We start from the raw sequence: 13616 nt of genomic DNA on the forward strand, positions 1-13616 counted from the left end.
ATCGAGACCCGCACCTCGTCGCCATCGGGCACCGCGTCGACACGCAGACGGTGCCGACCGTCGAGCCCTGCCGCGCGATGGACGAGGGCCTCGTCGAGGCCGGCGCGGGTCGCGGTGCCATAGACCGCGCGGACGCTTGCGTCGAGGCGGGCCAGGTGGGCATCAGCGTCGACGGCCCGACCGTCGATGACGAGCAACGTGTCGTAGATGCCGGCCGACACGTCGACCGTCGCCACATGTTCCTCAACACCCTCCAGTCGCGACACGTCTGCTGGCGGCTCTTCAGCGGCCAGGTCGAGGACTCCGCCTATCGCCTCGATCAACGGACGGGCCTTGACCAGGCACTCGGCGTACTCGCCCTGAGGGGTCGAGTCGGCCACGACTCCCCCGCCGACACCGAGCCAGACCGAGCCCCCGGCAAACTCGAAGGTGCGGATCGCGACATTGAGCTCGAGCCCCGCGCCGGGGCTCACGTGCCCGATCGCGCCGGTGTAGGCCTCACGCCCGGTGGCCTCGAGCGAGCTGATGATCTCCATGGCGCGCACCTTGGGCGCCCCTGTGACCGAGCCGGGCGGAAAAGTGGCGCGCAGCAGGGCGGAGTCGCTCGTACCGTGGGCGAGGTGACCGACGACATCGGAGACGAGGTGCCACACCGAGTGCCGCTCGGCCCGGGTGATCGCCGGCACCCGCACCGACCCCGGAACGCTGACACGTCCGAGATCGTTGCGCATGAGGTCGACGATCATGATGTTCTCGGCGCGGTCCTTGGCCGAGGCGGTGAGCTCGTCGGGGTCGATGTGCAGGGCGGCGGTGCCCTTGATGGGCGAGGTCAGGACCTCGTCGCCCGTGCGTCGTAGGAACAGCTCGGGCGACATGCTCGCCAGCGCTCCCTCCGGGCTGGAGACGAACGCGGCGTAGGCCGGACGCAGCGACTCCACCCCGACGCAGAAGACGTCGAGCGGGTCGCCGGAGAAGGCCGCTTCGAGGCGGGTACAGAGGTTGGCCTGGAAGATGTCGCCGGCGGCGATGTGGTCGAGCACCCGGCCCAGTGCAGCCATGTGCTCCTGCGGCGACGGCGTCATCGTGAACCCGCCGACCTCGTACGGCCGGGCTGACGGCACGTCCTCGAGGGCCCGCAGGATGCGCTCGTCGCGCTCGTCGTCGGGACGCAGCGACTCGAGCCACCAGGTGCCATCGGTGAGTCGGAGGACGTGGTCGTAGAAGGCGATGCGGTGATCGGGCTGCTCGATCGGGCGAGGCGGGGATGCCGGCGGTGTCTCGATGAGCCCACCGAGCCGGTAGCCCCACGCTCCGATGAAACCACCGCCGAAGCCTGCCGCGCCCGAGGGGAGCGACTCGAGGTCGATTCCTGAGAATGGGTCGCCCCGGAGCACCTCGACCGGGTCGAAGGCGATCAGGGCCTCGCCGTGGTGCCATGCACCGAGAAGTGCCACCAGGCGGTCACGGCCTCTGAACAGCCGGAGGACGTCGACCGGCGTGAGGTCGAGGTCGAGCCTCCGACGGCTCAGGACGGCGTCACTGCGAGTGTGACTCGTCAATGACTTCCGCCCCCAGCTCGCGGGTCAGCAGCAGTTCGGGATCGATGTCTTCGCTCTCGATGACGGGGTCGTCGCGGTTGGCAGAAGCGTCGGGGTCCACGCGGGTGGCGGGCGTGACCGGTTCACGAAGTGCCTCGCGCAGCGACTCCGGGGCAGCGAGGCCACGGCGCGGCTCGTCGGCAGAGGACTTGCCATCGACGGAGGCGGGCTCGTCGCGCGCAGACGGCACGCCCGGGCGGGCGCCAGGATCGACGATGGCATCGATGCGCCACGTGACACCCAGCACCTCGTGCAGTGCCTTCTGGACGTACTCCTCCGAACGGCTGGCGACGAAGGAGTCGCGGGCACCGGCATTGACCAGTGCGATCGTGAGGGTGGAGCCGTCGAGCGACGTGACCTGGGCGTTCTGGCTGAGCATGACCCAGGCGAACCGGCGGAGCTCGCGGATCTTGACGAGAATCTCGGGCCAGAGCCGGCGCACGTCGGCGATCGTCAGTGTGCCCGCGGATGAGCTGGGCTCAGGATGGGTGATCGGCGCGGGGCCGGCAGCCGACTCCAGGGCTGGTTCCGGAGCGGGTTCCGGCTCGGGCTCCGCTTCTGGCTCCGGCTCCGGCACCGGCGTGGGGATGGATACCGGCACCTCGTGAGCCGGCTCTGGCTCAGGCTCCGGCTCCGGCTCCGGCTCCGGTGGGCGTGCCACCTGAGTAGGTGCGGCGGCGGCCTGCGGGGTGGCCCCAGCGTCCATCGACAGTCGCCGCTCGAGACGGTCGAGTCGAGCCTGGAAGCCAAGGGTGGAGTTGTCTGAGCCCGGCACGAGGATGCGCGCGCACATCAGCTCGAGCAGAAGCCGAGGTGCGGTGGCGCCCCTGAACTCCATCAGGGCGTCGTTGACGATGTCGGCGGCTCGGGTGATCTCGGCGGGACCGAATCCGCCGGCCTGGCTCAGCAGCCGCTCGGCCCGGTCGCCCGGGACGTCGAGCAGGCCCTTCTCGAGTGCATCGGGCACCACCGAGACGATGACGAGGTCGCGCAGGCGCTGAAGGAAGTCCTCGGCGAACCGGCGGGGGTCCTGCCCTGACTCGATGACCTTGTCGACCACACCGAACACGGTGGAGCCGTCGCTCGCCGCGAAGGCATCGATCGCCTCGTCGAGGAGCGAATCTGGCGTGTAGCCGAGCAGCTGAACCGCGAGGTCGTAGGTGACTCCATCCGGGCCGGCTCCACCGAGCAACTGGTCGAGGACGCTCAAGGTGTCGCGCACCGAACCCTGACCCGCGCGGACGACCAACGGCAGGGCATTGGCCTCGAGCGTCGCGCCCTCGGCCTCGCACAGCTGCAGGAGGTAGTCGCCGAGCGCCTTGGGCGGCACGAGACGAAACGGGTAGTGGTGCGTGCGCGAACGGATGGTGCCGATGACCTTGTCGGGCTCGGTCGTGGCGAAGATGAACTTGAGGTGCGGCGGGGGCTCCTCGACGAGCTTGAGCAGCGCATTGAAGCCCTGCGGCGACACCATGTGGGCCTCATCGATGATGTAGACCTTGTAACGGCTGCTCACCGGCGCGAAGAAGGCCCGCTCGCGCAGGTCGCGCGCGTCATCGACACCGCCGTGGCTCGCGGCGTCGATCTCGAGGACGTCGATGCTGCCCGGACCACCGCGGGCGAGGTCGCGGCAGCTCTGGCACTCGCCGCACGGGTCGGCGATGGGCGCCTTCTCGCAGTTGAGCGCGCGGGCCAGGATGCGCGCGCTCGTGGTTTTGCCGCATCCACGCGGCCCGGAGAACAGGTAGGCGTGGTTGACCTTGTTGGCCGCAAGAGCGTGCCGCAGCGGCTCAGTCACGTGGTCCTGCCCGATCACCTCGGCAAACGTCTCCGGCCGGTAGCGACGGTAAAGTGCGAGGGGGGCGTCCACAGGTAGAGCGTATCCACTGGGGACGACACGGGTGACGGGTCGGGGACCCCCGACCGGTGTCAGCTCACCTTCTCGAACGGTGTCGGTGCGCGCCCCGTCCAGCGGTAGAGATCGAGCGCACCGTGCTGCCTGGTCACGCCACCCTCCACGACACTCGACGCCGATCCCTTGTAGAAGTAACCCTGCCCGAGCGAGACCAGCCCGTACGCTGCGTCGAACGTCCACCCGAAGATCGCCGACCCCGGGTCGTGGAGGCCGCTATCGACCAGCGCAAGGTGGTCCCCCTCCTCCGGCCGGGCCTGACCACTCACGAGCGCCCGCCGCGGGGCCCGATGGCCGTCGATGATGAACAGCGAGTATCTGGGCATGCCGGGCTTCACCCCGGGGTAGACCCCCGCGAACCAGTTTCCGCTCGCCTCGTCGTACTCGAGGTTCTGGATGCCGTACGTCGTGTTGCCCGTAGGCACGAAGAACTTGCCCTTCGCGTGCGGAGGTCCGCTGCGGTGCGGCTGCTGCTCGCTCAGCGGGCGCTCGTACCGGCGCCACGATCTGGTGTCGTACTCGAGGATCACCTGGTTGTCGTTGTCGTGGCGGTCGACGTTGGAGTAGATCCCGTACGCCACCTTGAGTGTCTGCGGCCCGGACGTCCGCCCGAAGGAGGGGCCGAAGGCGACGCCATCGATGCCGCTGGAGCCGTAGCGGTGGTCCGCTGTCGTCGCCGTGTCGCCGTCAAACACGCCGTTGCCGTCCATGTCGGCGGTGAAGTCGTCCACCACCTCGGACAGGTGGACCGTCGTCATCACCCCGTCCTGCTCGGCGTCCATCCCGATCCGGTCAATCTTCCTCGGGTCGAAGATCGCGATGTAGAACGCTTTCTGCGCCTTGTACTCCAAGGACCCGTAGACCCGTCCGTCCTGCGGGTTCAGGTCGAGGTCGCCGAGATGACCAGCGAGGCCACCGACGGTGCCGAGAACCGTACCCTCCATGTTGGTGCGCACGAGCTGCTGCGTGAACGACCAGTAGATCTCGCCGCGACGCGTGTCGACTGCGGCACCCTGCAGGTGGCTGGTGGACCACGTCCCGCCGTCGATGTGCTTGGGCAGGACGGGTATCGACGTCCTTGCGATCGACAGGACGGCAGATGCCGGTGTCGCCACTGGCGTTGAGGACGGCGACACGGTTGTCAAGGAATGGGCCGAGCCCGCTCCCGGGACCACAACGAGCACCGCGACGAAAGCTGCCATCGCTGCGACCAGACGTGGATGTGACATGAGATCCCCCGATCGGTGGCGCACCGCAGGCGCGGCACGACCTCTCGATCAGAACGTCACCACCCGACCGGCGCAGGACAGCGGCGCCAACTCCCGCTGAACAGTGGGGATCGAGTCGACCCACCGTCAGCTCTCGGCGCGGTTGCCGCTGCCATCGCGCGAGCAGTGAGGGCAGCAGCCCTGCACGTGATGGAGCCTCACGTCACCATCACCCGCTGATGAGGTGCGTCGCGCGCAACCACGCGTCGACCGTCGCGTAGGCAGCCTTGCGCGACTCGTCCTTGGAGATGAACACGTCGTGCCGCGCGCCCTCGATCGGCGCGACGGTCATCGCATTGCCGAGGCAGCCCGCCCACCTGGCGATCTGCCTGACGTCGAGCACGGCATCCGCGTCGTCGACGGCGGCAGAGTACGTCGAGGCGAACGTCGACTTCGTCGAGCGCAGCACCAGCGAGGGCACGCCGATGTCGAGGCCGCGATGCAGTGCCGCGTGGCCCCGGCGAACAGCGGTGAGCCAGCCGTACGACACCGGAAACCCCTCGAGCGGCTTCCACGCCACGTTGAAGTCCCACTCCCCGTACGCGCCGATGTGCAGGCTCTTGCCGTACGCATCGGTGTGCGGCAGCTTGAGGAACGACTTGGGCCTGACCCGGGCGACCGCCGCGATGGCCCGCGTGCCGACCGTGCGCATCCATGACTTGCCCTGCAGATCGAACCACGGGCTGTTGAGGATGAGTCCGGAGACGCCGGCGCGCTTCGAGCCGCCGGGCTGCCTGTTGAGACGGTCGAGCCACAGCGGGAGGATCAGCCCGCCGGTGGAGTGGGCCGACAGCACGACGGGCTTGTCGCCGGTCTCGGAGCGGACGATCGCCAGGGCCTGGTCGAGCTCGGCGTCGTAGAGCGCCAGGTCCGACACGTAGTGGCCGGTCTGGCCCTCGCGCCGGGAGCGGCCGCACTTGCGCAGGTCGAGCGCGTAGAAGGCGAATCCGCGCTCGGTGAAGAAGTCGGCGAGCTCCTTCTGGAAGAAGTAGTCGCTGAAGCCGTGCACGTAGATGACAGCGGCGTCGTAGGACAAGCCCGGGACGCGGCGCACGAGCGTCGCCTCCACCACACCCTCGCCGTCGGGATCGTCGCCGAGCGGGATGGTGCGCTGCTCGTAGCCGTCGCCGAGCTCGTCGGGGATCCAGTCAGCCATGCTCGTTCCTTCGTCTGTCGTGCCGGGGCGGATCGAACCCTACGCCGCACCAATGACGGGTGTCTCTCGGACACCGTTGTGGACGTCACCACCCGGCCTCCATGATGGGAGACGTGTCCGACACACGTGAGATCCAGCAAACACTCGACCTCGCTTTGCGCGTGGGCGAGATGCTGCTGTCGAACGGTGCAGGCGCAGCCGACGTCACTGCCACGATGTCGACGATCGCCCACCACCTCGGACTACGGCAGGCCACCGTCGACGTGACGTTCACCACCTTGGCGATCAGTCACCAGCGGAGCTTCGACGAGCCGGCCATGTCGCTGATACGGCACGTCACCCACCGCCAGATAGATTACGACGACCTCACCGCAGTCGACCAGATGGTGACCGATCTGCTCGCCAACGAGATCGATCTCGACGAAGCGCGCGCCACCGTCGCCCAGATCGCCTCCACCGGCCACCGCGTGCCCCGATGGGCCGTCACCATCTCGTGGGGAGTCATCGGTGCCGGCATCGCCATGCTGATCGGCGGGGACTGGGCTGTCACGCTGATCGCCGCGATCGCAGCGATGGGCATCGAGGTCATCCAGCGCTACCTCTCGCGCCTCCGGCTCCCGTTCTTCTACGCCCAGGTGGCCGGCGGGCTGTTCGCGACGTTGCTCGCGGTAGGCGTCTCGGCAGCCAACCTCGCGGTCGACCCCTCGCTCGTCGTCACCGCGAGCATCGTGATGCTGCTCGCCGGGCTGGGGTTCATTGGCGCGCTCCAGGACGCGCTGACCGGCTTCTATGTCACTTCGATGGCCCGCATCCTTGAGGTCATGATGTCGACGGTCGGCATCATCGTCGGCGTCAGCGGTGGCCTGACCGTCGGCGGGCTGCTCGGCGTCGACATCACCCTCGACCCAGGCGCTGCCGGCCTCACCGAGCTGCCGGTCATGGTGCTGGGAGCGGCCCTCGCCGCCGGCGCCTTCGCCTTCTCCGCCTACGCTCCAGCGCGCGTCCTGCTGCCGATCGCCCTGGTCGCCGCCGCCGCCGCCGCCATCTACCTCGTCCTCATCGAGCGTGAGGTCGGTCGAGCGTGGCCGGCCGCGCTGGCTGCGATCTTCATCGGCGTCGTCAGCTTCACCGTCGCGGGCTGGTTCAAGGTGCCGCCGTTGGTCGTGGTCGTCGCCGCCATCGTGCCGCTGCTCCCGGGTCTGTCGATCTATCGCGGCCTGTCGCTGCTGGCCGCCGACGACTACAACGGCATCCTCGGGATGATCGCCGCCGCGGCGATCGCCATCTCGCTCGCCGCGGGCGTGATCCTCGGCGAGTACATCGCCCAGCCACTGCGCCACGAGGCGCAACGGCTCGAGGGACGGCTGTCAGGGCCGAGGCTCGTCGGGCCGTTGCTCGCTCGCGCGCGGCGCAGATGACCCAGCCCCTGTGACACGGACGACACCGCGCCCCGGCCGCCGTCACGGGCAGGCTCACTCCGGGGGTGGTATCAAGGACTCGGACCATCACGCGCCCGTCCGCGCCACCGTCGAGGAGCCCTTGCCATGAAACTGCAGCTGTCACCGGAGGATGCCGCCTTCCGCGAGGAGATGCGCACCTTCTTCACCACGAAGGTGCCCCAGCACATCCGCGACACCGTCTCCGCGCGGCGTGAGCTCAGCAAGGAGCAGATCGTCGAGTCGGTCCAGGTCATGAATGCCGCCGGACTCGCGGTGCCCAACTGGCCGGTCGAGTGGGGCGGGCGCGACTGGACGTCCCTGCAGCGCCACATCTGGCACGAGGAGATGCAGCTCGCCGCCGTGCCGCCCCCGCTCGCGTTCAACCACTCGATGGTCGGGCCGGTCATCGCGGCATTCGGGTCGCAGGAGATGAAGGAACGTTTTCTCGCCAAGACCGCCAACCTCGACATCTGGTGGCCACAGGGCTCCTCCGAGCCCGACGCCGGGTCCGACCTCGCGTCGCTGCGCACCACTGCGGTCAAGGACGGAGAGGAGTACGTCGTCAACGGACAGAAGACGTGGACGACCCTCGGGCAGTACGGCGACTGGATCTTCACGCTCGTCCGCACCGACCCCGACGTCAAGAAACAGGCCGGCATCTCGTTCCTGCTGATCGACATGACGTCCCCGGGTCTCACGGTCCGCCCGATCGAGCTCATCGATGGTGGCCACGAGGTCAACGAGGTGTTCTTCGACAATGTTCGGGTGCCCGTCGAGAATCTCGTCGGCGAGGAGAACAAGGGTTGGGACTACGCGAAGTTCCTGCTCGGCAACGAGCGGGTCGGTGTCGCACCGGTCGGCTCCACCAAGCGCACTCTCTCGCAGGCCAAGGAGTATGCCCAGACGGCCGGCCCGGGCGGCACGTCGCTGCTGGACGACCCGCTGCTCGCAGCCCAGATCGCCGACCTCGAGAACGAGCTGTTGGCGCTCGAGCTCACGGCCCTGCGCGTCGTGGCCAACTCTGCCGACGGCAAGCCGCACCCCGCATCGTCGGTGCTCAAGCTGCGCGGCACCGAGCTCCAGCAGGCCGTCACCGAGCTCATCGTCGACCTCGCTGGGCCCGCCTCGCTGGCCCCCGGCGCCGGCGCCGGATCGGACATCCCGGACTGGGCCCGCGTCGCGACACCCAACTACCTCAACTACCGCAAGGCCTCCATCTACGGCGGCTCGAATGAAGTACAACGCACGATCATCGCCGGAACGATCCTGGGACTGAGGGGCTGACATGGACTTCACACTCGACTCCGAGCAGGAAGCGCTGCGCGACGCGGTGCGCGGGCTCCTCGGCAAGGCCTATGGCTCGTCCGAGACCAGGCGCGCCGTCACCAAGCAGGACCCGGGCTGGGACGAGAAGACCTGGCAGCGGCTCGCCGAGATGGGCGCGCTCGGCCTGCCCTTCGCCGAGCAGGACGGTGGTTTCGGCGCAGGACCGGTCGAAGTCTCGATCGTCGCTGAGGAGATGGGACGCGTCATCGCTCCGGAGCCCTTCGTCGAGGCAGTCGTCCTCGCCGGTGGCCTGGTTGCCGCAGTCGGCACGGCTGAGCAGCGCGCGGACATCATCGGAGCACTCGCCGAAGGTGCGCTCGTGCCCGTCTTCGCCCACACCGAGCCGGGTTCGCGGTTCAGCGAGTCGGCTGTCGGAGTCACCGCCACCAAGGACGGCGACTCCTGGACCCTCACCGGCGTGAAGGAGCCCGTGCGCGACGGAGCCCGCGCCGACCTGCTCGTCGTCAGCGCCGCGGTCGACGGTGGCACTGCCCTGTTCACCGTGCCGGGCGATGCATCGGGGCTCACCCGGACGGGCTACGCCACTCACGACGGGGGCCGGGCGGCCCACGTCGCCTTCGACAGCACCCCGGCCACGCCCCTCGGTGACGCCGGAGCCGACCAGTCGGCCGCGATCGCCGCAACGATCGCTGAGGCACAGATCGCGTACGGCCACGAGTCCCTGGGTGCCATGGACACTGCGCTGCACACCACGACGGAGTACCTCAAGACCCGCAAGCAGTTCGGCGTCCCGCTCAGCACGTTTCAAGCGCTGACGTTCCGGGCCGCCGACATGTACGTGTCGCTCGAGCTCGCGCGCAGCACCGTGACGTGGGCCACGCTCGTGCTCCTCGACGGCGGCGACGCCACCGAGGCGGCAGCACGCGCGAAGCTGCAGGTCAGCAAGGCCGGCCGGCACATCGGTCAGGAAGCCATCCAGCTTCACGGCGGTATCGGCATGACCGCCGAGTACAGCGTGGGCCACTACATGAGCCGGCTCACCGCGATCGACCACACCCTCGGCGACGGTCGGTACCACCTCGGTCACCTGTCGTCCACCCTCGCCGACCATGGAGTGATTGAGCCGATGCCGTGACTCGGTTGGATCCACGGCATACCTTGACATGACATGAATTCTGTACGGCGGTGGTCTCTCGTCGCGCTGGTGACCGCCGTGCTGGTGGCCACGCCATTGCTCGTCGGCCTGATCCCGGCGAACGGCTCGAGGGTCTCTTCCGACGAGCTCCGTCGTCGCATCACCGCCTCGGCGTCAGTCGGCTGGTCGGGCGAAGTCATTACTCGTGGCACGTTGCAGGTGCCGAACACCGTCGCCTTCGGAGGAGTCGTCAACCTCCTCGGTGAGGACAACACGCTGCGCGTCTGGTGGGGCGACGCCGAGCACTGGCGGGTCGACAACATCCGCCAGAGCGGTGAGGCCGACCTGTTCCGCAGCGGCACCAGAACAACGCGGTGGGTCTTCGAGTCCAACACCGCCACGATCACTCCCTACTCCGCTGTCCGCCTGCCCGACCCGTCCGACGTGCTCCCCACCCGGCTCGCAGCACGTCTTCTCGCCGGCGCCACCGCGAAGGAGCTGACCCGCCTCGCCTCCCGCCGGGTCGCGGGACGCAGCGCGGCCGGGCTACGCCTCGTCCCGAGCTCACCGGCGTCGACGATCGACCACGTCGACATGTGGGCCGACGACACGACAGGACTACCCCTTCGGGTGGAGGTCTTCGGCAAAGGCGACAGTCTGCCAGTCGTCACGTCGGCCCTGTCCGACGTCACCCTCCAGCGGCCCTCGGCCGACATCCTCGCCTTCAGAGCACCCCCCAGCGCCAAGGTCCGCCAGCGCGAGTCGATCGATGTCGCGGCGGGCGCCAACGCGTTCGCGCCGTTCGTGCTTCCCGACCGACTGGCCACCCTCGCCCGACGCAGCGAGCAGCAGGACCTCGGCGCCGTCGGCGTCTATGGTCGCGGCCCCACCGCCCTGCTCGCGATCCCCGTCCGACGGGGTCTCGCCGGCCGCGTCCGCAGCCAGCTGAAGAGCGCGACGTCGTCGCGCGAGAACGCCGTCGGCACGGCGCTGGGAGTCGGTCCCCTGTCCGTCCTGCTGACACGGGGCAGCCGGAGCAAGGGGACGTTCCTGTTGGCCGGCACCGTCACGCCGATGACGCTCGAGAAGGCCGCCGTCGAGCTCGGGGCGGAGGTGGCGTCCAAGTGATCCGCACCCGCTCGCTCACCAAACGGTTCGGCGACCTCACGGCCGTCGACGACCTCGACCTCGACGTGCGCGACGGCGACGTCTATGGATTCCTCGGCGCCAACGGCTCGGGCAAGACCACGACAGTCCGCATGCTGCTGGGGCTGGTGCTGGCGACCTCCGGCGACATCGAGCTGCTCGGCGAGAGCATGCCCGCCTCACGCGGGTCTGTGCTGCCGCGTGTGGGTGCCCTGGTCGAGGGGCCAGGTGCCTACGCGCACCTCACGGGCCGGGCCAACCTCATCGCGTTCGACGCCGCCGGAGCAGGAGCCATGAAACGCTCGGGGCGCTCCGCCCGTGTCACCGATGCTCTCGAGCAGGTCGGGCTTGCCCCCGGTGACCGGCGACCCGTCCGCACCTACTCGCTCGGCATGCGGCAGCGGCTCGGCCTGGCCGCGGCCCTGCTTCGCACGCCGCGGCTGCTGGTGCTCGACGAGCCCACCAACGGTCTCGATCCGCAGGGCATCCGGGAGATTCGCGAGCTGTTGTTACGCCTCAACGCGGCAGGCACCACGATCTTCCTGTCCAGCCACCTTCTCGGCGAGATCGAGCAGATGTGCACCCGCGTCGGCGTTCTCGATCGTGGTCGCATGGTCCTGCAGGACGACGTCGCCACGCTCGTGGCCCCCACCGGACGCGTCGTCGTGCACACACCGCAGATCGACTGGGCGTGTGAGCTGCTCGGCCACCGGGTCGAGTCGCTCGGACCCGGTCGCATCGTCGTCAACTCCACCGACCCGGCCGAGATCAACGCCCTCCTCGTGGGTGCGGGGCTGAGCGTCAGCGAGATCGGTCCCCTACGCATCAGCCTCGAGGACGTCGTCCTGCGCGCGAGTGAGTCCGCATGATCCGCGTCGAGCTGGTCAGCATGCTCCGCCGCCGACGCACGTGGGTCACGATATTGATGCTCAACGCACTGCCGACGATCGTCGCGGTACTGCTCGCGATGACCGACCTGGGCCCGCGCCCGGGCACCGGCCCGCCTTTCCTCTCCTCGGTGCTGACCGACGGCACGTTGTTCCCTCTTGCCGCCCTCGGCATCGTCCTGCCGCTCTTCCTGCCGGTCGCCGTCGCCGTGATCGCCGGTGACGCCATCGCCGGCGAAGCGCAGGGAGGCACGCTCCGCTACCTGCTGATTCGGCCCGTCGGACGCACACGGCTGCTCGTGGCCAAGCTGGTCAGCGTCATCGTCTTTGTCCTGATCGCGGTGCTCGTGGTTGCCGCCGTCGCCTACGTCGAGGGACGCCTGCTGCTGGGTGACGGCGACCCGTCGGGCACGGTCACGAGCGTCTCAGGCACAGCCCTCAGCCAGGGTGAGCTGGTGGCTCGCACCGCCATGGCCCTCGGCTACGTCACCGTCATGATGCTGGGGGTCGCGGCCATCGCCCTGCTGCTGTCGACGCTCACCGACTCCGGCGTTGCCGCCGCGCTGGGCACGGTGTCCATCCTGATCGCCTCCACCGTGCTGCTGGGGCTCGACGCTGCTGACGTGCTGCAGCCCTATCTCCCCACCCGCTACTGGCTCGCGTTCGTCGACCTTTTCCGCGACCCCATCAGGTGGAGCGGAGTGGTCCGCGGGCTGGCGGCACAGTCGGCGTACCTGGTGGTGTTCCTCGGAGCGGCGTGGGCCAACTTCAGCACCAAGGACATCAACAGCTAGGGACATCAACAGCCGGGAACGTCAACAGCTGACGTCTGTCGGTACTCGCGGCAAGCCTGCTCCCAGGGTCGATGACAAGACCGCCAGCACCACTGGGTCGCTCGGCAGGTCGCTGTGCGGCGTCGTCGCATCGGCACAGATTTGCTGCACCGTGATGTCGAGCGCTCCGGTGAGCGAGGCGGAGTCGGCGGGCGTCACGGTCTGGTCGTCCTCGGATCGCACCGTGATCCAGCGCGGCCCGGCTGGCGACTCGTCACCGGCGTTGAGCGCACGCAGGAAGTCGCTGTCAGGCGCGAGCTCCTCGCACGCGGTGGGGCAGCCGCCCGCCACCTCGCCGGCCAGCGCCGCGACATCAGTGCCGTGGTGCGGTGAGCCGAGCGTCAGCACCCGCCGGGCGACGGATGCGCCGCCCCCATTCCGCACCCAGAGCCGCGCCACGACGCCGCCGGCGGAGTAGCCCACCACGTCGACCGACGTCGCGCCTGTGCGCGACATGGCCTCCTTGGCTGTGTTGTCGAGGCGCTTGGCCTGGTTGCGCAGGTCACCGGTACCGCTCCTGGTGGGCGGTACGACCGTCACGTCGCGTCCGTCTGCGCGCAAGGCCTCGACGATGGGAGACACCGACGCGACGTTGCCGCCGTAACCCAGCACCACGAGCACGGGCCCGGGATCTTCCTGCGCCACGGCCGCCGCACCGCCCCCGATCGAGCGCACGGCCACCAGACCTGCCACGACGACCATGAGCGCCACCAGGGCCGATACCGCGACGAGCACCAAGCGGCGACGCGGCGGCGAGAGATTGTCGAGCACGCGTCCATCATCTCCCGCCCGCCAAGGCGGCGCCCGATCCGGACGATCAGCCCGTGGCGAGCGTCGTGGCGTCTGCCCTCGGGCGTGAAAGACCCCTCGCGCCCCCGACAGAGCTCACTGACCCTTGCTGCCTTCCGGCCCTGGGGGAGTTGGGTGATGTGTCGTCGCGCGAGGGGCTGGCTAC

The 13616-nt window shown here is 69.2% G+C and carries 10 protein-coding genes, 1 other RNA gene and 1 pseudogene; 6 read left to right on the forward strand and 6 right to left on the reverse strand.

All coding sequences use genetic code 11. From position 1 onward, the window contains the following. The 4 genes and pseudogenes from H7290_RS04785 to H7290_RS04800 form a co-directional block, all read right to left on the reverse strand. Positions 1-1559, reverse strand: a 1559-nt coding sequence (locus tag H7290_RS04785; protein ID WP_290512874.1) for a chorismate-binding protein, incomplete at its 3' end; no start/stop codon positions are given. Positions 1560-1833: 274 nt separating this feature from the next. Further along, positions 1834-3531: pseudogene (locus tag H7290_RS04790) on the reverse strand (DNA polymerase III subunit gamma and tau); the annotation flags it as partial. Continuing rightward, the gene (locus H7290_RS04795) at positions 3528-4712 is read right to left on the reverse strand and encodes a hypothetical protein (RefSeq protein WP_290512876.1); all 1185 of its coding nucleotides are present in this window, start codon (positions 4710-4712) and stop codon (positions 3528-3530) included. The gene H7290_RS04795 and the pseudogene H7290_RS04790, both read right to left, overlap by 4 nt. 235 nt (positions 4713-4947) lie before the next feature. Continuing rightward, on the reverse strand, positions 4948-5934 hold the full coding sequence (locus tag H7290_RS04800) for an alpha/beta hydrolase (protein ID WP_290512877.1): 987 nt from the start codon (positions 5932-5934) through the stop codon (positions 4948-4950). Positions 5935-6038: 104 nt separating this feature from the next. Here H7290_RS04800 and H7290_RS04805 point away from each other — a divergent pair, with 104 nt between their 5' ends. From H7290_RS04805 to H7290_RS04830, 6 genes are all read left to right on the forward strand, one after another. Next, positions 6039-7352, forward strand: coding sequence for a threonine/serine exporter ThrE family protein (locus H7290_RS04805; RefSeq protein WP_290512884.1), 1314 nt, complete (start codon positions 6039-6041; stop codon positions 7350-7352). 126 nt (positions 7353-7478) lie between these two features. Continuing rightward, positions 7479-8657 (forward strand): acyl-CoA dehydrogenase family protein, encoded by a 1179-nt coding sequence (locus tag H7290_RS04810; RefSeq protein ID WP_290512878.1) that lies wholly within the window; start codon positions 7479-7481, stop codon positions 8655-8657. A 1-nt stretch (position 8658) separates the two neighbouring features. Next, positions 8659-9795, forward strand: a complete 1137-nt coding sequence (locus H7290_RS04815) for an acyl-CoA dehydrogenase family protein (RefSeq protein ID WP_290512879.1) — start codon at positions 8659-8661, stop codon at positions 9793-9795. 33 nt (positions 9796-9828) lie between these two features. Then, complete coding sequence (locus H7290_RS04820) at positions 9829-10923, forward strand: hypothetical protein (RefSeq protein WP_290512880.1); 1095 nt, start codon at positions 9829-9831, stop codon at positions 10921-10923. Further along, the gene (locus tag H7290_RS04825; protein WP_290512881.1) at positions 10920-11810 is read left to right on the forward strand and encodes an ATP-binding cassette domain-containing protein; all 891 of its coding nucleotides are present in this window, start codon (positions 10920-10922) and stop codon (positions 11808-11810) included. The genes H7290_RS04820 and H7290_RS04825 overlap by 4 nt, the downstream gene beginning before the upstream one ends. Continuing rightward, entirely contained in the window at positions 11807-12622 is an 816-nt protein-coding gene (locus H7290_RS04830) for an ABC transporter permease (protein WP_290512882.1), read from the forward strand. The genes H7290_RS04825 and H7290_RS04830 overlap by 4 nt, the downstream gene beginning before the upstream one ends. Positions 12623-12643: 21 nt before the next feature. Here H7290_RS04830 and H7290_RS04835 read toward each other — a convergent pair whose 3' ends face one another. Both H7290_RS04835 and ffs read right to left on the reverse strand, forming a co-directional pair. Beyond that, positions 12644-13432 carry a hypothetical protein gene (locus H7290_RS04835; protein ID WP_290512883.1) on the reverse strand — a complete coding sequence of 263 codons (789 nt, stop codon included), beginning with the start codon at positions 13430-13432 and terminating at the stop codon, positions 12644-12646. An 87-nt stretch (positions 13433-13519) separates the two neighbouring features. Next, an RNA gene (gene ffs, locus H7290_RS04840) (signal recognition particle sRNA small type) lies at positions 13520-13610 on the reverse strand. Positions 13611-13616: the final 6 nt, after the last annotated feature.

The sequence above is a fragment of the Aeromicrobium sp. genome (assembly GCF_014378035.1).
Lineage (GTDB): Bacteria > Actinomycetota > Actinomycetes > Propionibacteriales > Nocardioidaceae > Aeromicrobium.